Here is a 19,232-nt window from a genome sequence, read left to right as displayed (position 1 = left end):
GGGGTTCACTCATTCGATGCAGCTAGGTGCGGATCGGTACGCGACCGGCTGACGATGGGCATTCTCGACATCCCGACACGGTGTCGAGCAACTTGTCGTGCCCTTCCAACCCGGTCATGCGGCGTGTTGTTTATCCAGGATAAAACTGGATTTGGCGGAGACGGAGGGAGGAGATGTGTACCGGCTCGGTTCCTGGTAAACTATTGTTATTACGCATGTTTGGCCCGCCCTGTGTACCAACCAATGTACCAAGGTAATGTACCGTGATCTCGTTCAATCCGAAGCAAAATCGTTCGTGATTATGCACTTTACAAACCCACGATTTGACACATAACGGCTCCACCAAACGGAGCGTTTCACCATGTCGGTTCTTTCTTCCCCGCACTTTCACGACGAAGCCAAGGCTTTCGCCTATCTGGAAAGCATCGTGTGGGCCGATGGAACGGTTTGCCCGCATTGCGGCACGGTCGGCGGTCGCATCTACGATCTGGCTGGCGTCCGCTCCAAGCCAAGCAAGAAGAACCCTGAAGGCGTTGTCCGCCACGGCCTGAAAAAGTGTGGCGAGTGCCGCGCTCAATTCACCGTGAAGGTTGGCACCGTGTTCGAGCACGCCCGTATGCCGCTCCACAAGATGCTACAGGCCGTTCATCTGATGGTGTCGAGCAAGAAGGGTATCAGCTCGCACCGGCTCAGCCGCGTGCTTGAAGTCCAGTATAAGAGCGCATGGTTTCTCGCCCACCGTATCCGCGAAGCGATGCGTTCGGGTGACCTATCCGTGTTCGGTAGCAACGGCGGCGCGGTCGAAGGGGACGAAACCTATTTCGGCATCAAGAAGGGTTCTGAAACGCGCCCCGGCTATCCGCACAAGATGGCAGTCGTCGCGCTGGTCGATCGTGAGAGCGGCACCATGCGTTCGTTCGCTTTCGAGCGCTGCACCGCCGCCAACGTCGTCCCGGTGGTGAAGGCCAACATTTCCGGCGAAGCCCGCCTGATGGCCGACGAAAGCCGCATCTACACGAAGATCGGTCGCGAGTTCCCGGAGCATGGCACCACGACCCACCGCATGAACCAGTATGTGAACCTGGATGATCGTACGATCCACACGAACACCGTTGAAGGTGCGTTTTCGATCTTCAAGCGCGGCATGAAGGGCGTTTGCCAGCATTGCGGACAGCAGCATCTGCACCGCTATCTGGCAGAGTTTGAGTTCCGCTATAACAACCGCATCGCCAACGGCGTGGATGACCGCCAGCGTTCGCGCAACGCGATGGCTGGTATCATTGGCAAGTGCCTCACCGATAAATCAGCTGGTATCGACGCCTGAATTCGAGAAAACGATTCAACCTCAACAGCTTAGCTTCAAGTTCAAGTTTGTGGAAAAGTCTTGATTTATTAGGGATTTGCTCCCATCTTCGATCCAATCCAGCTGCGGTTGGAGGGAGAACGTGTTTCGCGTTCAGCGGGGGCCTTGGGCCCCCGTTTTCATTCCGGCAACCATTTCAGACCCCAGCCTTCGATGAGCCCGGTTTTCGGCTGCCGCGCTAGTTTTGACGCGACAAGAACGTCCACAAGACGCGACCCAAAGCCGACAGCGGGTGCTTCATTAAGATGTGTCGTTTTCATGTAGCGAAGGACTGGGTGGGCCAACGAGTCCGCCAATTGCACCGCCGCAATATCGTCGGCCTTGCTACAGAACTTCAGCTCTTTGGAAGTCAGGCATTTTTGAACGAGCGCCGCCGTTACAGCGTTGTTGCCATTTGCCCAAAGGCCCGAATAGGCGCGCTTGAGCCTTTTATCTGCGAACTTCCCGCGAGCCTCAATGACAACGTCACCGACGAAACCATGGCGGTTCAACCATTTCACGAACCGCTCTACGAGAATTTCTAGGCAGTAGTGGTAGGGATCGTGCTGCCAAACCACATACTTTTTGACGTGCGCATCTTTGTCGATCGCCCCTGCAATCGCGAGGAACTGCGCACCCTCCACAAGCTTGAGCCATCGCCGCTCAAATTCCATTGCTAGGAAGGGGTCGTCTTTCAGGCTCTCAAAATGCCCCTCCCCCCGAACCATGTCGCGCCTGTGCAGGATGACCGGGGAGTCGGCACAGTGTCCAAACAGGTCGGCTTTTAGCTCGGTGACGGACGGTGCGAATTTGTCATTATGCGTCTGTTGAAGCATAATGATTCCCATCAAACATAAGAACCGATCTTCATGCGCCTTCTTAAGCGTTTGGGTTCCGGTTTCGTCAATGTAGAGGCGATATCGCTTCGAAGGATGCACGAACATGACGGCTAGTTCGCCTACGAAACACGATCCGAGTCAACTTGATAAGTTCAAGCAAGTCGCGCGCGAGCTTGAAACCGACGACGACCCCAAGCGCCTCGCAGAGAAGCTAGGGAGGCTGGTGAAGCATAAGCCGGCGCCGGAGAAAGGCGAGTGAAGCGCGCGCTCCTGCTGACTCTAGCAGTCGTTGGCGCAGCTGCTGCGATTGTCCTGTACGTGGGCGCGTGGGGTACGGCGGAGATCGCACATCGTAACTTCGATATGGCAGGCTTTGCAATATCGAGTCTGGTCTTGCTCGCTCTTGCGTTTACGGACCAAGCATAAGCCGGTGGAGAAACCGAAGTGAGATGGATCGCCCTTGCCGTTCTTATGGCAGCTAGCGGCACGCCTGCTTATGCTGAAACGGTATTCGGCCTAGGCGTTGGTAGCTGTGCGACGGCCATGCAGGCCCACAAAACTGTGGAACGCAGGGCGTGGATACTGGGATTTTGGAGCGGGTTGAACACTCCTACAAAGTCGAACGTGGGCGACCAATCTGACGCGCTCGGCATCATAGGAGCCGTGGAATTATACTGTCGAAACAACCCGTCAGAATCGTTGGCGTTCGCCACCTACACGACCTATCAGAACATGCGGCTTAGGCCGTAGAATATGCCTAAAATTGAGGTCCAGCAGGCGGCGGGCCGGGTAGGATAAGCGGCACAATCTCTGCGGACGCACCCTGCACGTCCCCGATGCGCCAGTCTTTCCCCATTTGTTTGAGTTCAATGTTCATCCACTCTCGCGGCGGCAATTCGGCCCCTGCCAAAATTCCCGGCGAAATCCCATCGTGGTTGAAAACGTAGCGCTGGGTTAGCTGGCGGATCACGACCCTATAATCTTCGGTCTCAGCGCCGTGCGTCTCGACAGTGGGCGGCGGACTTTCGGCTGCCTCGTGCAACTCTCCTAGCTTGCGCTCCAAGTCGCCAATCCGGTCATCCTTCAGGGACAGGCGCTCTTTGAGCGTTTCAACGATGCCGGTGAAGCGCGACCTTGCCGCAAGGTAAGCCAACCCGGCTACCATCGCGCCCGCGATCAAGAACGTGAAAAGCGCTTGGCTAATCACGTTCCATTCCTTTGCCAGATAGGTGAGCAAATCCATGGCCTGCGCATACGCTGACTCACGGCTCTAGGTCTAGTGGGTTTGTAAGAGACATAATCGCCAAATCGTTTGCGAAATCTCATGCTTTCCATGCCCGTCTTGAGCAGCCCGATCGCGATCGTAGCCTGAAATGACAACCTAAGAGGTCTCGCCAAGTCATGGCGGTGATGACTTCACCCTGATACTGGGTGAGGATGAACCCGCTAAACCCAACGACCGTTAATCCGCTGGCTGGGTGCGCCGATCTCCCAGCACTAAATCAGCTCGCCCGTAGTTTATGGAGGACAGAAGGCGCCCGTGGTGCAGCTGTACTTATCGGCGCAGGGCTCAGTCGTGAGGCCAGTCTGTCGAGTGCAGAGCTGCCTCCCCCCCCGCTCTGGTCAGATTTGGCTAAAATTATGCGGAACCAGTTATATCCTCTCGATCCGGCCGCAGCTCCTTGGGACCCGCTGCGGCTTGCAGAAGAGTATCGGAGCTTCTTCGGACAGGCTGCACTTGATGCTTTTGTCCGTGAGAACATCCGGGACGTTTCGTGGCACCCAGCAGAGCTTCACGCTTCCTTGGTTGATCTGCCTTGGGCTGACATTCTCACTACGAACTATGACACACTGCTTGAACGGGCTGCCCGTCATTGCGATCGCGCATATGATCCAGTCCGGTCGGAGGCCGGGATCGCATTCGCCAAAGCGCCACGCATCATCAAATTACATGGCTCCATTGGTACAACGGACCACTATGTGATCGCAGAGGAGGACTTTCGAACCTATCCAATCCGACACGCAGCGTTCGTAAACTTGGCTAGACAATGTTTCGTTGAAAATGAACTTTGCCTGCTTGGCTTCTCGGGTGATGATCCCAACTTCTTGGCGTGGGCAGGGTGGGTACGTGATCATCTTGGTAGCTCAGCTCGCCGCATTTTTCTGGCCGGGGCTCTCAACCTCAGCCCCGCGAAGCGAAAATATCTCGAGGCCCGCAACATCGCTCCGATTGATGTTTTTCCACTTGTGGAAACACTTGAGCGAGAGAAGCAGCACAGCGCAGCCAATCGCCTTATCCTCAACGCACTTCACGCGCTGCGACCCGTACCAATCCACGATTGGACACCCGCCTCGTCACCTATTGATGATCGTGACGCAGACTTGGAAGCGCAGAAATCAAACTTACTCGCGATGCTCGAACGTTGGCGCGAAGAACGGCAGCGTTATCCAGGCTGGCTGATCTGCCCGGGTGGAAGGCGCACTGCGCTACGCCACAACAGCGAGATGCCACATGCCGATCTGCTTGCATCGCTCCCGCCAGAGATTGCAGCGACTTTGATGGTCGAGTGGTGCTGGCGGCATGAGACGGCCCTTTGGCCGATACATCCAAGTTTCATTGAGCAGGTCAGGCGCTTTGCTGACCCCATCACCTCTAGCGTACTCAGAAAGACTGATAGGCTACTGGTAAGCTCCATACTTCTTCAACATGCTCGCTTACGAGGCGACCGCGCACTGTTCGAGGAGATGGTTTCTTTTATCGAAGGTGAGGCTACTCCGTCCAGCGATGCACTCGCTGGGCTTCGGCACCAACAAGCCTTAGATAGCCTTCATAATCTTGACTTTACTGCCGCTGAAGCGCTTGCATCGGAGATCAACGGGGAGGATCCAGCTTGGTCGCTACGGCGCGCTGCGATCCTCTCGGCCTTGGGAAAATTCAGCGAAGCGGCCGGCACCATCGCAACCGCTCTAAATGATCTTCGCGAGCGTGAACGGGTTGACCGCACGTCCGTATGGATCCGCTCGCGGCTCGCGTGGGCGCTATTTCTAGCTAGGCTGGAACGACGCGGTCGCGGAGAATTCGAGCCTTGGCCTGAGCGGTTTCGTGAGACACGCTGTGACCCGTGGCAGGAGATCGAAGCTGCTGTTCAAGGTGCATCAACCGAGCGGCGAAAGCAGCGTGAGAAGCCGCAAAGTCCCACGCCAAATTTCAAACCAGGATCGTTCAAACTACCGTCAAAGACGATACATTTCGGCGACAGCCGAGTAGAACCCGCAGACACCTTCCGCCTGCTGTTCGAACAAGCAGGCATTCCTGCTCGATTTGGCTATGTGGCGCTGTACATTTCGGAACGACTGGACGCGCTTGAACTCGAGCATCAGCCGACGCTTGAGTGGTATCTTAACCTTCTGAGTGCTGGTCTCGACAAAGGTGACACCCAGCTGCAACGATACTTCGCTCGGGTAGTGATTGCTGCGCTTGGTGCCGAGGTGATCGCTGGCCTTGCTAAGCGGGTCAGGCACGCTCGTGACTACTGGCAAACAGTGCTCCACAACGCAGACGCAGAACGATCCACATTTGCTCGCGATCGCCTGCTAACGCTACTGGAGCTATTGGCCCGGCTCGTTGTTCGCTTTGACAGCGCACAAGCCATTGCACTTCATTTAGAAACGCTTGCCCTTAGCCATCGCCTGAGACCGCAATTCCGCTATGGTGACGCCCTCGGAACCCTGCTCGCTAACAGCTTCGAAGCAGTCGCTCCGCAGGCCCGTGCTTCCATGATACTTGCTGATCTTGAGATGCCTCTAGTCGGCGAGGACGGCATTCCGGAACCGACCGACTGGATCGGCAGTGGGCAGCTTCTGCGACCTAAGCGCATACCGTCGCTGCGGCCAATCATCGCTACCTTACTCGAAGCAGCGGCTGGTACGGGAGGCCCGCGAAGGTCTGCAATATCACGGCTGACCGCCCTTCATGCCATGGATGCGCTCACGTCCGACGAAAGTCGTCGCTTCGCACGCGTCGCATGGAGCCAACTGGATGAGGGCACCCCGCCGCTACCAGCTGACACCCAAGTTTTCGAGTACTTCTGGGCCAAATTGCCATGTCGCGGCCGAGATCCAGCCGACACGGTTCGAGAGCGCGTCTTTTCCGCTGCTAACGCGATTGATCGGAAATACCTCGGCGCAATGATCCGCACCGTTCGGTCGAGCTCTGTCCGCCCGACTGCCGAACAAGCTTGCGAACGCTTCGATACTATCGTCGCGCTTCGGTTCAAACCAGTGGACCCGAATGACTTTATCGAGACCTTCCGTGCCGGAATGAGCGGCTATGATCATCAGCAGGAAGCCAATTTTGCCGGCGCGACGTTGACCTGGGCACTCGCGGAAAATCTTATATCTGCCGATCGAACCCCAGAGAGGCTGGCCGCGATTATCAAGTTCGCTTCAGAGAATGACACGTTGGCCGCTAGTGGTGCACTAGTTCCCTTTCTGGCGAAGAACACGGCTGCTTGTGGCGAACTCACAACGGTCGTTCGTCGCGGATTGACGATGCAGGACAGTCATCAAGTCGGATATGCTTGCGATGCCCTATGGCTTTGGCAGGATGCGCACGGCTCCGGGCCGCTGGCGGTCCCCAATGAGCTTATCGACCAATTTGTATCTGTGATCGAGCTCCGTCAATCTCCGGCCCTCTGGCGAATGCTCGAGACGGCGGCGCGTTTGATCGGGCAAAGCCGACTAGACCATTCCCAACTCCAACGCGTCGAAAACGCTCTTGGCGACTTGATAGCTGAAACCGATTACGCAGGGATTGATCCTCTCAGCGAGCTGGCAGGAACAGTGTCAATGGTCCGCGAGCACGCGGTCAAACTCGCACTATCGCTTCGCAACGCCGGAAGATCGAGCGATGCAATCCAGAGTTGGACTCACCTCTATGGTAACGATGCTCTGCCGGAAGTTAGGCACGCACTTTCTGCGGAAGAGGCCTAGGTTTGCTACGATAGGGTGGCCAGGTGAACGCATCGCAGTTTGGCGATCTGACTTCCCTTAGCTTCGACTAGGCGGAGTGCCTGATCCAGATGTGACCCGAGCCGTGCGACGGCTGGTAGCCAGCGATGCGGCAAGCGAAGTTCGTCACCTCCCTGCCATACCAGTCGGCGACGCAACGCGGTGCCTTCCAGTAGAAAAATGAGATCGCCAACGGTGGTGGCATACTGGTCGGAACCGATCCCCGCCGCGTCAAGCATGCCGCGCATATCTGGATTATCAGCGACCAGAGCGCGAGACACGATATTGCCTCGCCTAGTGAACTGGTCGAGTGCGTAGCCAGGAATACCAGAAGTTAATTGCACGGGTGGCGTCAGGTCGTCGCTCATTTCACCGGTCGGAGCGCTGGACCAAACCTGCCAGACAAGCGGCAACAGCATCGCCATAGGGTTCCGGGATATCTTCCACGCAATTCGACACGTTGCTACGACATGGGAGAAGGGGTTGAGTTCGGCTAGCGTATCGAACACGGCGGCGGGGTCGTGATGCATCTGACCTTCCGCAAGGCCACCTCCGGTCGCCAATACGGCCACGCCGCGCGCGGTGATCGATCGACTTCTGTCAGCGATACCTGCGATCATCTCATCGATCGATCCGTCAAGGGCGTCGTCACGATGAGGTCGATAAGCAGGATCGTTGATTGCTTTGAGAAGAAGATCGCAAGCGGCTTGACAATGATTGCTCTCGGCCATTTGCCGGACCAGCTCAGCAACCACGGGCCAATCGCCGCCAACCGACTGCCGCCATTTTCGGTCTTGCTGAGAGGCTACGATCCGAGCCAGCACATCGATATTGGCGACGCCGACATCCTCGCAGGCGATAATCGTCAACGCGCGCCACATGCTGCGGCGGTCGTGTTCGAACAGGTTCGCTACCGCCCGAATGGCAAGGTCTGGCTCGGCGCGGCGAACTGCTTTTTGGATCACTGATCTCGCCAGCCAGCGGTCGCAGGAAAGCGGATCGATCCGTGGCGCTAAGCTGGTGGCAACCTCTTCGGCAAGATCGATCAGCGTGGTGTCTAACAAGGTATTCTCAGGAAACAGCATTGATACCTCCTCAATGGGAGGTTGCTGGATCGTCTAACCCACCATTAACGTAGACCAGTGACCTGTCTTGAAAAGGGAAAAGGGCGGCGGCTGCGGGCCATTCGAGTTTCCGGTCGACGAACCCGAAAGTCGCCTTTGTTTAGATCGGCCGTGGATGAAGCGGCGTTGGACGAAAGTGGACGATCAACCGGCCCAAAATCGCATCGAAGTGCTGCTCTCCTCAAAACGCGCCTAGTCAGCGCGGGCGGAAAGGCGAAGTCGATACGGTCACGGTTGCGTTCTGGTGTCCGTGAGTGTTCAGCAGACGGCGGATACCGCGCTGGATCAATGGTGGCTCGGCGGTAGGCCCGATACGTACCGAGCGAATGGGCAGCCTTTCAGCTTCGCGAATACGGTTCATGTTGGAAAATTCTAGGTTGGTGGATGTCAAATATGGGATGACGCGGCCCGCGCTCTCACGAAAGTTCGGGGTCGGATGGTCAGGATACCAAGACCGCGAGCTTTCATCCTGGCCGTAGTCGTGCGCGGTGTAAATGAAGCGCACCTCGCGCTCTGATGCGAACGCAGGATCCTTGCAGGTGACAATATAGTGCCAGAGCGCATGATAGAGGCTGCCAGCGACAAGCTTGCTCTCCTCATCGACCATCATAGCAGGGCCGCGCCGCTTGACCGGAATGGGATGACGGATGTCCTCGCGATAGGCGTCAGCATAGGCTGTGAGCAGTTGGTCGAAGACCCAGCGCTGATCCACCGTGTCGTACAAAACGCGATCGAGTACGCCCTCGGAGGTGTACCCGAACATTAGCGGGCTGTGTTCGAGCTCGATCGCGACGGGCGCGTCGGTGCCGCCATAAGCACGCCACTGGGTGAGGTCGTCGCCCTCGAAAGAGAAACACGCAACATAGACCTGCGGATCGGCCCGGCTGTCGAAATAGGACAGCGCAAGTCCCATCATGGCGCTAACCTCGGCCGAAGGTTCAACTGTGATCCGGGCCTTGACGCAATCGCAGGCCAGCCGGCGACCATGTTCGATCTCGTGGCGATCGTTGAGATAAGTGGCCTCGCTCAACCATAGCTCGTTGTTGGCGACGATCGAGATGAGTGCGGCCGACGACGTGTAATGGTAGATCAGTGAAGGCGGTGCGGTATGGTAGAAGCGACGAAGCATCGCGAACGATGCCTCCCGCTTTGCACGGAACCAGCGCGGCATTGGACCCGCCTGTCCGTCGAACCGCGTCATCTCGGCAATGATCTTCTCGGCATAATTGTGGCTCATGCCAATTACTACCGCGCCCTTCCGCAGTACGCTAGGTTATGCCCACTTCGAACAGCCAGATCCTGCAAACGGCCCAGGTCCCGCCACGGCTCGTGACAGGGGTCTGGCTACCGCCCAATCGCCGGATCGCTAGGCACGTTAAGGTCGTAGGTAGTCCGCTTGTCGATGTGCGCGGACCATCGATAGCTGACCTTTTTGAAACGGAGCGATGTGGCTGCTTCTCGAATGACGTTCTGAGTGTCCTCAATATTTGCATTGAACGAAAACAGACGACCGGTCACCAATAGGGTGCTGTCCCCCGTGCCCGTGGTCACGACACGGATGTCGCGTCGGAATAGCTTGGCATCCAGCGCCTTTGCATAACGTCGGCGCATGGCCGGAAACAACGAGCGCTGCTTCGCGGCCAACGCGTCGATCAACTCCTTGCGCTTGAGGGCTTGCTCACCGGAGAGTTTGAGCCCCGCGTTGTCTTCGACGTCAGCGGCGATCCCAGCGAGGCTGGTGCGAAGCTTCCCGAATGCCTCGTCGCTTTCCGGAGCGGTAGAGGGAAGGGCACGCACTTGCGGGAGCCAATAGCTGTCGATCCGCTCGGCATACTCAACGCCGGGGTCTCGACCAATTTGTTCATCCGATGCCTTTTGAATTGCCGCGATCAGCCGCTGCTTCAGAGGCCGATCTGCGTCATCGAGAGCGTTTCGCTCCGAAAGCAATCGAAGGGATAGGTCGACGTCGCCAGCATTGAGCGCGTCCTGAACGGGCCGAAGCATGTGGTCGGCTGGGATCTCTCCGAACCGCTGCGCTGCCTTCAGTTTGGAAGGTGACGGCATAACGGGCGTGACCGAGGGCGACACAGCAGTGGCCGACGATATCCCTGGCCCCGGCCTTTCGGCGGCTGTTTGCAGTGGTGTGAACGTCAATGAAGGCCCGACGAGAAGCAACATAATCGGCAGCACGACAAAAGCGAACAGCAGGATCGCCCATGCCCGACGGACGAGGGGGAAGTGATTTTCAATTCGCCGAAGGATTGGCGGAAGCAGCACGATGCCGCCAGCAATCCGAACGAGCCCGGCGGCACCGCTCGCTTGAGGAAAGCCCAGCAGGTTGCCGAAGCCCGCCAGAATGTATGCGGTGCCTAAAATCCAGCACAGCACCGTCAGCCATGCCTTGCGCTCGACCGAAGCCTGTCCGTCTACCACCTCCGTCATTGCACCCCCCATTTCGTGTTTGAGGATAAATCGTAACTCAGTGCCGGCTTTCCGCAAGTGAAGTTAGGATATGAAGTTAACTTCACTTCATAGCCATGGGCTTGGCAGCCGCGCCGCCGATACTTGGGAGCGGGAGCTCACCATGGATTTACGTCAGCGGTTTGGAAATCTGGTGGCCGCGCACCGTAGGCGTCGAGGACTGACGCAGCAGATGCTAGCTGACCTCACCATCATGTCCGCTGACATGATTTCTAGGATCGAGACCGGAGGCACTGGCGTCACATTTCCTACCATCGAAAAGCTAGCACGAGCGCTGGAAGTCGATCCCTGTGAGCTATTCATCCATGATCCAACGCTTGGCAGCGACCGGCGGCCAGTTTTGCTCGATTTGGCCTCGCGACTTGCCAAGCTCGACGATGACGATTTGCGATGGGCGGCGGACCTTCTGGACACCGCGTTGCGCTCGAAACCACGCTCTGTTCGCGTTTCAGCACGAAGGTTTGAAGCAACTGGATTCGAGCCGTAGTCGTGCCGCTCGAACCGGCTGGACGTAGTAGTTGTGGCTTGTCCGCTTCAGTGCGGCACGATCTGCGTTTACGTGCGCTACGAAAGCCTCACGCGGGGTCGCACACAGCGCATTTCACCCCCGACGCTTTCGGGTACAGTTCGCGGCGCTCTACTTAATCAGGGGATGCCTGTGTTCTGTCCTTCGACGGTCAATTGGGGAAGCGTTGCCGAAGTTGTCGGCGCTGTTGGATCGGTCAGCGCCGTTATCGTAGCGCTTGGTCTGGCACTGCGCGAGCAGCGCCGCCAAGGCGACCAAGAGCGCGCCCGGGTCATGGTCGAGTATAGGCGGCGAAACGAGATCATCACAGAGGCTTTGGAACTGGCAGAAGAGGCGCGCGATGAGGCGCAAGCCTATGCTTGCGGCTTTGAAGGTGGGCCGTTTGATCTAGCGCAGCATGTTGCGGCGTACACGAGAGAGATGGAGGCAAAGAGCCAACGCGCGTTGCAGCTTCAAGCATTGGAAATCGTCAACCCATCGCTTCACGCTGACCTTGGCTACATCGCGCACATGCTGCGCGTGGAGCCACTACCTCTCGAACAATGGAGGGATTTAAAAGGCAACGCGATTTTCCTTGCCGAAGTACTAGGGCAACTGATGGTCGGCCTGAGCGGGACCCGTGAACGCCTGAACAGTCAAGACGGCTCAGCAAAGACGCGCTGAAAAAAGGGGAGCTCTTCGCGCACAGTATCTGTGCCGTTGCCAATCCTCCGCACGAAAGGCCGAGAGCGCATCTGCAGGTTGAGCGCCAACTACGCCGTAGCGCCGCCGCCTGCTCCGTGAAGCATGATACACCCAAGCCCAGTCCCCTATGACCCATCTCGGTGCAGGCTAGCTAGCGACCAGCGTCACATGCGACGGTTGTCACTTTCAGAACTGTTCTGCCCGCCGCCGGGAGCGAGGGTGAAGTTAACTGCACGAGATATGACCCGCAAAATTCTATCTGGTGTCTTTCTTCGGACGAGCCACACCCCCGCTGGCGATGTTCTTCTAATGAGCCACGCAGGTATCGGCGTCTCTCGTCCGGTCAGCCGCGCAATTTCTGGCGGCAAGCAACAAATGTACCCGCAAAACACGCCAGTTTCAGCGAAAATCGCGATAGAAAATCAACTCGTATAGCATCGGTCCCTTTGTGGATTTCAACACATCGCACGGGTACGAAGATTGAGACGTTGCAAGACTTTTTGAGTAGTCTGCGCGGTCCACGTCGCGCCCTCACGTGTGGTGGATCCTCTCCGGTTCAAATGCAGGGCGATCTCGCTCAACGTTCCCGCGCCATCCGTCATCGCCTGCACCACCTGACCACGCAGACCCTCGGCAAATACTTCAGCGTCGGAACGACGACGGGCGGCTAAAACTTTACCGTGCGCACCAAGGATAACGCCTCTAGCCCGTGCGGCAGCCAACGCCGCCTTCGTTCGAGCCGCTATTTGATCTCGCTCATATTCGCCAAACACCGCCAGCATCTGGAGCATCACCTTCGATGCGGCCGGGTTGTCGACGGCAACGAATTCCACCCCGCCGTCCATAAGAGACGACACGAAGCTGACAGATCGAGCGAGGCGGTCGAGCCGGGCGATCAGCAGCACCGCCCTCTCCCGTTTGCACTGTGCAATTGATTGCAATAGGATTGGGCGGGTCGCTGAACGCCCCGTCTCCACCTCCACATGCTCAGCGACCAAATTGCCACCGACTGTCCCAGCGTATTGCCGTACCGCCTCTCGCTGAGCCTCTATTCCTAGGCCGAAAGCGCCCTGTTTGTCGGTCGAAACGCGCAGGTAGGCTATGAAGTTAATTGCAGCGGTCATGGCGAGCTTCACGAATAGAGGGTGGTTTGTCCGTGAAGCGATATTCCTGTTGCGGCACCATGAAAGGAAAATCGGATTAGAGATCGTCGTCGAAGCTAAAGGGCTTTAGCCCCGGCTTCGGCGGCAACATCTTCTCCAGCACCTTCTTGCCGATGGCTTCAAACTCGTGAGCAAGGGCCATCGGGCTGGGTGCGTGCAGGTTGAGATCGTGGAATGCATATCGCGGCTGCATGCCTATCCTGAGCCAACTCCAATTTTCGAGGAGTTTCTCAAAGAAGACACTCGCCTGCTCCGGGCTGACGATATCGATCTTCGCAAGCTTAGTGCGAACCTCGGCAATGTGCTTCCATGTGTACGCGCTGGACCAATCCCATTCCTTCAGACCCGCCGTGGTCCATGCTGAACCAATGCGGGCAGCGAGCTCTCTATCCAGCGGCGTTGCCTTCACGTAGCCGGGGGCTTTCGGCTCACCTTTATCCTTCTCCCCGAAAATCTTCGAAGAGGAAGTTTCGTTCATTCCCTTCTTCCCTGCTTCGCTAGGAAGAATGAAACTCTTCTCTTTCTTTGCCGTCTTCTCTGATTGTTGAAGCTTCTTTGATGTCACATTCTGCGCCATCGGCTGGTCGCAGTCTTCACCCACCGGCTGGTGGCAGTTGTGTCCGTAAGAGGTGTTACCCAGCCCCTTCTTGGCGCCTCTGCTCGCCGCAAACTCCTTCGCCGTTTCCAACAGCTGAAGAGACTTCCCGGTGAGGGTTAACCACGTGACCGGACCGATCGTACCCGGCCGGGGGCGATAGGTCAGCACCCAATATCCTGCCTTTGCCAACTCCTTGAAATGCCGGTTCGCAGTCCGGGCTGCGATCCTCAATTCTGCGTTCAGCTGCGGACCAGTCTTCCATATCATGGGCGCATCACCATCCCAGTGCGTGGCGTGCTGCGACCAATAGAGACAATAGGCCAATGTCCGCGCGAGCGAGGCGCTGAAGGTGAGGCCGTTCGTTGCCCGGAAGATATCCTGCTCGGATGCGTAGACGATCATGCTGAAACCTCCCCGGTTTCGGCGGTCACGCCGATAGGAAGCCGCACCTTCAGCCTCATCGCCTCGACAGCTGCCTTCAGCGTCACCAGCGACGCACCCTCGCCATATCCCGCACTCGTCGTCCCATCGCTGTGACCAATAATGCGGTCGATCACGTACTGCGGCTGAAGCGCATCCCGGAAAGCATCCTCCGCATTGTGTCGGAAACTGTGAAACACCAATGCGGGGTCATGCAGTCCGGCCCTGCTCATCAGCCGTCCGAACCATTTGCTGAAGACGGTGGAAGCCTGCCCGTCGGCCCCAAACTTGATCTCCGGGAACAGGCGCTTCGAGCCCTTGCGCTGGTGCCGGCGCTTCTCGACAAAATCCAGAAAGCCAAGAGCGATTAGGTCAGAATGCAGCGGGATCCTGCGCACGCCCGCTTCCGACTTGACGTGCTTGGTGTCGTGCCGGTTCTCCGTGCTGCTGCCCTCCTCGGTAATGCGGAGAAACGCGATGCCATCCTCGCTATCGACGTCCGCGTGATGCAGCTGAACAAGCTCGCCGAGCCTGGCTCCGGTGTAGAAGCCAAGGATCGGGATCCAGTAATAGGCATCGCGGAAAATCTGCGTGCCGGAAACAAGCCGCCACTTTACCGACTGGCAGCCGGTAAAGAGGGGGGCGACGAACAGCTGTGTCAACTCACCAGCCGAATAGGGACGGCGCGACCGCTTTCCCTTCGGCCGCTTAGCGACCGGCACGCGGATATTCTCAGCCGGGTTGCGGTCAAGATAGCCTTGTTCGGACAGGCACCAGCGGAAGAAAGCTTGGGTCGGAACGAAGATCAAAGCGACGGTGCTGTCGCTGATCCGATGGGAGGTGTTCTTCGTCTGCTTCTCGGCGAAGGTCTGGCGCACTGCCTTCCCGCTGTTCCGGCGAAGACAGGCAATCGCGTCCCGATAGCCACGAACGTCGGGTGCAGCGATTGAGGTCAGTGGGCGCTCATCGCCGAGGTGCTGGCGAAGATAGCCGAGATAGCGGGTCCGAATGACATGCGTCTTGCTTGTCCAGCTGCGCCGCTTGGTAGCCAGATAGGTGTCGATAGCTTCACCGAGCGTAGGACCGACAAACACCTCGCTCGTGTTCGGCGGCGCTTCGACGGGCCGGGCAAAGATTGGATCAAACGGGGCAAAAGGTGTGAGCCGATCGGAAAGTCGCAGCTGATACAAGCGTTCACGCTCAACCAACGCACGAGCCGCGCCGTCTAGTAGATCGTCGCGCGAGCCGGACGACAAGTCGGTCATCCGCATACCGGCCGGCACCAAAGCCCGCCGTGCAATTGATTGCACCGTTTCGTCGTATGCGCCCAGCGCTCGTTGCACACGAGCGGTCGCAGTCATCTCCGACGAGCAATAGAGCTGCTCGTTGCGTTCCCAATCGGACAGCCGCGTACCGGCTGCCCCTTCCACTTCCCGCGTCATTTCGTTGAACAGATTGCAGATCAGGCCGCGAACCTGATCCTTCGATAACTCCATCATTCTTACCATGTCGAACATCTCGAACACGCGCGCAGCGCAAACTGCGGCTAAAGTCCGGGCTCGGGATGGCTGATATGTGCGTAGCGAACGCCGCACCTCCGTCAGCCCGACCAGCGACCGTAAGTCGTCGGGCACCCGTATGCGCAGGTGAAAAATTCCCGATCGACGTTGCAGATGCTGGACACGGCTTCCGCTCACAGCGGCGCATCCAATTCACGGTCCAACAAACGGTGGACGGTCTTGACCGATACTATCCCCGCGGCCGAACGGGTCTTTATGTACCAACGTGTGGACCAAATCTCTTTGGCCGCACAAGTCGCTTTCGCTAAGTCACTGATTATCCAGCATAAACTGGAAATCTGGCGGAGACGGAGGGATTCGAACCCTCGGTACCGTTCCCGGTACGACGCTTTAGCAAAGCGTTGGTTTCAGCCACTCACCCACGTCTCCGGTGCCTGCGGCGAGCGGCGGCTATAGCGAGCGTTGTAGAAGCGATCAATGGCGCGTTTTACAGCGGTTGAACGCGAAATCGACTCGGGTCATCGCCGGTTCATTGCCGCCGCGCCAACGCACACCGTAATGGCATGGTGCGGGAGGGTTTTGACATGCGGCGCGCGTTGATCTGGCTGGGGATGGTGATGGCGGTGCCGTCGCTGATGACGGGGCCTGCGCTGGCGCAGGCGCAACAGCGCATGCAGACCGTCGATCCCGACACGGCGATCGATGCCGATCTGGATCTCCCGCAATCGTCGATCCCGCAGGAACCCGCCTATCCGCCGCCCGTCGACGAGCCGGTCGATGCAGGTGCGCCCGACAGCCAGCCCTATCCACCGCAACAGCCCGGCCCCGGCACACCGCCCGCTGCCGCCGCAGCGCCGGACAACGGACTTGCCAAGCCCGAAGCACCTGCGACCTTCGATCGGTCCCGTGTCGTCAGCGAAGCCGAGGGTGTGTTCGGCAAGGGCGCGACCGGCCTCGCCGGATTGCTGGAGGACATTTTGAAGGATCAGGGCGAACCCAATGCCTATATCGCAGGCAGCGAGGGGTCGGGCGCGATCGTGCTCGGCCTGCGCTATGGGTCTGGCCGGATGGTCCACGCCGTCGAGGGCGAGCGCAAAGTCTATTGGACCGGGCCATCGGTCGGCTTCGATGTCGGCGGCGACGCCAACAAGGTGTTCGTGCTGGTCTATAATCTCTACGACAGCCAGGAGCTCTACAAGCGCTTCCCGGCGGGCGAGGGCCGCGTCTATTTCGTCGGCGGCTTCTCCGCCACCTATCTGCGCCGCGGCGATACGGTGTTGATCCCGGTGCGGCTGGGCGTCGGCTGGCGCGCGGGCGTCAATGTCGGCTATATGAAGTTCAGCGAAAAGAGCCGCTGGTTTCCGTTTTGATTGGGCGGGGACGCGGGTGTCCGGCCTGCGTCTAGTGTGCGCTAGAGGTTGATAGCCGCTGTTCCAAACCTCCTCCAGAGGGAAAAGGATAGCGCAGCTTGGCAGCTTGCTGCCTAGCGGAGGTCGGATGAGGGGACGACGCGCTATCAGGAGGCGATCCCCTGACTCAGCTCCGACTAGGGCTACGCTGAAGAAGCGCGACTCAAGTCTGCGCAGCCCTCTCCCGACGGGAGAGCGACGAGTCAACAACCGCGTCGTCACCGGCCGCAAGGCAAACAGGCTGGTGAAGCCGCCGCACCCGCGTTAGGTCCACCCAATGCCAGTCTCCCAAGCCGATATCGACCTTGCCGCACGCCTAGCCGACACGGCGGGCGCGGCGATCCGTCCCTATTTCCGCAGCGAATACGGCCTGGAGGCCAAGGCCGATGCCTCACCCGTGACGCTGGCGGATAAGGCGGCGGAGGCGGCGATGCGGCGGCTGATTATCGCCGAGCGGCCGATGGACGGCATCATCGGCGAGGAAGAGGAGACGCGTCCCGGCACCAGCGGACGGACCTGGGTGCTCGATCCGATCGACGGGACGCGCAGTTTCATCGCCGGACGCCCGATCTTTGGCACGCTGATCGCATTGCTGGACGGCGACTGGCCGGTGCTGGGGGTGATCGATCAGCCGATCATCGGCGAACGCTGGATCGGCGTGGTGGGGCGGGGCACGACGTTCAACGGCAAGCCCGCTGCGGCGCGCACCTGCCGCGAACTGTCGAACGCCCTGCTCGCCACCACCTCGCCCGCCCTGTTCGACGACGGACAGCTGCACGCGTTCGAGCATATCGACGCACAGGTGATGAGCACCGTGCTGGGCGGCGATTGCTATAATTACGGGCTGGTCGCGTCGGGACATCTCGATCTGGTGATCGAGGCGGGGCTGAAGCTGCACGATTTCGCGGCGCTGGTGCCGGTGGTCGAGGGCGCGGGCGGCCGGATGTGCGACTGGGCAGGCGATCCGCTTCATGCGGGCAGCAATGGCGAAGTGATCGCGGCGGGCGATCCGGCGCGGATCGAGGAGATTATCGAGGCACTTGGGTGTCGCGGGCATTGAGCCCGTTGGCAAGCAGCATTCCGCCGACAATACATCCGGCAAACAATGCGCCCTCCAGACCGCCGGTCGCAGCCTGACTGACCGGTCCGAACCCCTCTTCGCCAAACAGCGCGCCGATCTGGTCGAGCCGCAGCCGTGAATTGGGGAATTGCGCCGCCAGCAGCGCGAGACTGCCGCCCAGCAAGCGCCCACCGATCAGCACGATACCAACCCCAGCCGTCCCGCCCGCCAGCGCCGCAATCGCGACCGCGCGGCGCAGCAATGCGATTCGATCCGTCGCCCAAGCACCGATGCCGACCGCAGCGCCGAGCAGCGCCCCCTCGCCCGCGCCGGTAAAATTGCCAAGCGACTGGCCGAACAACAGGTTGAATGCGTCGAGCCCGAGCAGTTTGACGATTCCGCCAACGATCATACCACCCGCCGCACCCCCGACGATCATCCACGCCCGCCCGCTGAAAATGCGCGCTGCGGCGATGCCGAAGCTGACGCCCGCCCCGCCGATCACCGCCATCAATAGAGTAACGCAGAACAGCACGATCACCACAGATGTCGCCCCGGTCCCCGGCTGTAACGGCTGCGCCGCGCCGCCAAAGCCATAAAACAGCCCGCCGATTGCGCCCGCAAGGCCAGCGCCGAGCGTCCCTGCCCCCGCCAGCGGCGCGAACCGCCGCCATGCGTCCGGCGCAGGTGGTTCTGATGCCGCCGCCTGCCGCTGCTCGGCCTCCAGCGGCGCGATGAAGCGATAGCCATGCTTCGGCACCGTTTCGATGAAACGCGGATTGGTGGCGTCGTCGCCGAGCTGACGACGGAGCGTCCGGATACATTGCGTCAGCGCCTCGTCGGTCACCGGCACGCCGCGCCACACGGTTTCCAGAAACCGGTCCTTGGTCACCAGCTGTCCAGCTTCGCTCACCAACAGCGCCAGCGCGTCGAAATAGCGAGCATTGAGTTCGACCGGACCGGTATCGCTCAACAACTGGCGATTTGCTGCGTCCAGAATGAAGCGGTCGAATGCGGCCATCGCCGATGACTCATCCAAGCCCGCCGCCAATGCAA

Annotated in this window: 16 protein-coding genes and 1 tRNA gene; 7 read left to right on the top strand and 10 right to left on the bottom strand. The window is 59.0% G+C overall.

The genetic code is table 11. From position 1 onward, the window contains the following. Window positions 1–361 precede the first annotated feature (361 nt). Window positions 362–1,324, top strand: a complete 963-nt coding sequence (locus tag U1702_RS14150; protein WP_332725718.1) for an IS1595 family transposase — start codon at window positions 362–364, stop codon at window positions 1,322–1,324. Window positions 1,325–1,482: 158 nt separating this feature from the next. Here the strand turns inward: U1702_RS14150 and U1702_RS14145 are convergent, their stop codons facing one another. Both U1702_RS14145 and U1702_RS14140 read right to left on the bottom strand, forming a co-directional pair. Continuing rightward, window positions 1,483–2,286: a DUF3800 domain-containing protein gene (locus U1702_RS14145; RefSeq protein ID WP_332725716.1), complete on the bottom strand. Its 804-nt coding sequence runs from the start codon at window positions 2,284–2,286 to the stop codon at window positions 1,483–1,485. Between the two features lie 652 nt (window positions 2,287–2,938). Continuing rightward, window positions 2,939–3,424, bottom strand: a complete 486-nt coding sequence (locus U1702_RS14140; RefSeq protein WP_332725714.1) for a hypothetical protein — start codon at window positions 3,422–3,424, stop codon at window positions 2,939–2,941. A gap of 386 nt (window positions 3,425–3,810) precedes the next feature. Here U1702_RS14140 and U1702_RS14135 point away from each other — a divergent pair, with 386 nt between their 5' ends. Next, on the top strand, window positions 3,811–7,173 hold the full coding sequence (locus U1702_RS14135) for an SIR2 family NAD-dependent protein deacylase (RefSeq protein ID WP_332725712.1): 3,363 nt from the start codon (window positions 3,811–3,813) through the stop codon (window positions 7,171–7,173). Between the two features lie 5 nt (window positions 7,174–7,178). Here the strand turns inward: U1702_RS14135 and U1702_RS14130 are convergent, their stop codons facing one another. The 3 genes from U1702_RS14130 to U1702_RS14120 form a co-directional block, all read right to left on the bottom strand. Then, complete coding sequence (locus tag U1702_RS14130) at window positions 7,179–8,276, bottom strand: hypothetical protein (protein WP_332725710.1); 1,098 nt, start codon at window positions 8,274–8,276, stop codon at window positions 7,179–7,181. Between the two features lie 235 nt (window positions 8,277–8,511). Further along, window positions 8,512–9,552, bottom strand: a complete 1,041-nt coding sequence (locus U1702_RS14125; RefSeq protein WP_332725708.1) for a DUF2971 domain-containing protein — start codon at window positions 9,550–9,552, stop codon at window positions 8,512–8,514. A 107-nt stretch (window positions 9,553–9,659) separates the two neighbouring features. Continuing rightward, on the bottom strand, window positions 9,660–10,757 hold the full coding sequence (locus tag U1702_RS14120; RefSeq protein ID WP_332725706.1) for a hypothetical protein: 1,098 nt from the start codon (window positions 10,755–10,757) through the stop codon (window positions 9,660–9,662). 70 nt (window positions 10,758–10,827) lie between these two features. Between U1702_RS14120 and U1702_RS14115 the strand changes: the two genes are divergently transcribed. The 3 genes from U1702_RS14115 (at window position 10,828) to U1702_RS14105 (ending at window position 12,441) form a co-directional block, all read left to right on the top strand. Continuing rightward, window positions 10,828–11,283 (top strand): helix-turn-helix domain-containing protein, encoded by a 456-nt coding sequence (locus U1702_RS14115; RefSeq protein WP_332725703.1) that lies wholly within the window; start codon window positions 10,828–10,830, stop codon window positions 11,281–11,283. Window positions 11,284–11,448: 165 nt separating this feature from the next. Further along, a complete protein-coding gene (locus U1702_RS14110) occupies window positions 11,449–11,985 on the top strand; it encodes a hypothetical protein (protein WP_332725701.1) in 537 nt (178 codons plus the stop codon). A 240-nt stretch (window positions 11,986–12,225) separates the two neighbouring features. Beyond that, window positions 12,226–12,441 (top strand): hypothetical protein, encoded by a 216-nt coding sequence (locus U1702_RS14105; RefSeq protein WP_332725699.1) that lies wholly within the window; start codon window positions 12,226–12,228, stop codon window positions 12,439–12,441. A 20-nt stretch (window positions 12,442–12,461) separates the two neighbouring features. On the opposite strand, the gene U1702_RS14100 is transcribed toward U1702_RS14105, so the two are convergent. The 4 genes from U1702_RS14100 to U1702_RS14085 form a co-directional block, all read right to left on the bottom strand. Next, the gene (locus tag U1702_RS14100; RefSeq protein ID WP_332726395.1) at window positions 12,462–13,130 is read right to left on the bottom strand and encodes a recombinase family protein; all 669 of its coding nucleotides are present in this window, start codon (window positions 13,128–13,130) and stop codon (window positions 12,462–12,464) included. Between the two features lie 76 nt (window positions 13,131–13,206). After that, on the bottom strand, window positions 13,207–14,169 hold the full coding sequence (locus U1702_RS14095) for a hypothetical protein (RefSeq protein ID WP_332725697.1): 963 nt from the start codon (window positions 14,167–14,169) through the stop codon (window positions 13,207–13,209). After that, window positions 14,166–15,884, bottom strand: a complete 1,719-nt coding sequence (locus U1702_RS14090; RefSeq protein WP_332725695.1) for a DUF6538 domain-containing protein — start codon at window positions 15,882–15,884, stop codon at window positions 14,166–14,168. The genes U1702_RS14095 and U1702_RS14090 overlap by 4 nt, the downstream gene beginning before the upstream one ends. Before the next feature lie 162 nt (window positions 15,885–16,046). Continuing rightward, window positions 16,047–16,136 (bottom strand) — tRNA-Ser (locus U1702_RS14085). A 155-nt stretch (window positions 16,137–16,291) separates the two neighbouring features. Here U1702_RS14085 and U1702_RS14080 point away from each other — a divergent pair. Together U1702_RS14080 and hisN are read left to right on the top strand one after the other, a co-directional pair. Further along, window positions 16,292–17,077: a DUF1134 domain-containing protein gene (locus tag U1702_RS14080; RefSeq protein WP_443026849.1), complete on the top strand. Its 786-nt coding sequence runs from the start codon at window positions 16,292–16,294 to the stop codon at window positions 17,075–17,077. A 316-nt stretch (window positions 17,078–17,393) separates the two neighbouring features. Continuing rightward, window positions 17,394–18,176 carry a histidinol-phosphatase gene (gene hisN / locus U1702_RS14075; protein ID WP_332725693.1) on the top strand — a complete coding sequence of 261 codons (783 nt, stop codon included), beginning with the start codon at window positions 17,394–17,396 and terminating at the stop codon, window positions 18,174–18,176. On the opposite strand, the gene U1702_RS14070 is transcribed toward hisN, so the two are convergent. Next, window positions 18,145–19,197: a winged helix-turn-helix domain-containing protein gene (locus U1702_RS14070; RefSeq protein WP_332725691.1), complete on the bottom strand. Its 1,053-nt coding sequence runs from the start codon at window positions 19,195–19,197 to the stop codon at window positions 18,145–18,147. The genes hisN and U1702_RS14070 overlap by 32 nt on opposite strands. Window positions 19,198–19,232 lie beyond the last annotated feature (35 nt).

It is taken from the genome of Sphingomonas sp. LT1P40 (assembly GCF_036663835.1).
GTDB lineage: Bacteria > Pseudomonadota > Alphaproteobacteria > Sphingomonadales > Sphingomonadaceae > Sphingomonas.
Note: the sequence above shows the minus strand (reverse complement) of the source record. Positions and strands in the feature narration are given on the sequence as shown.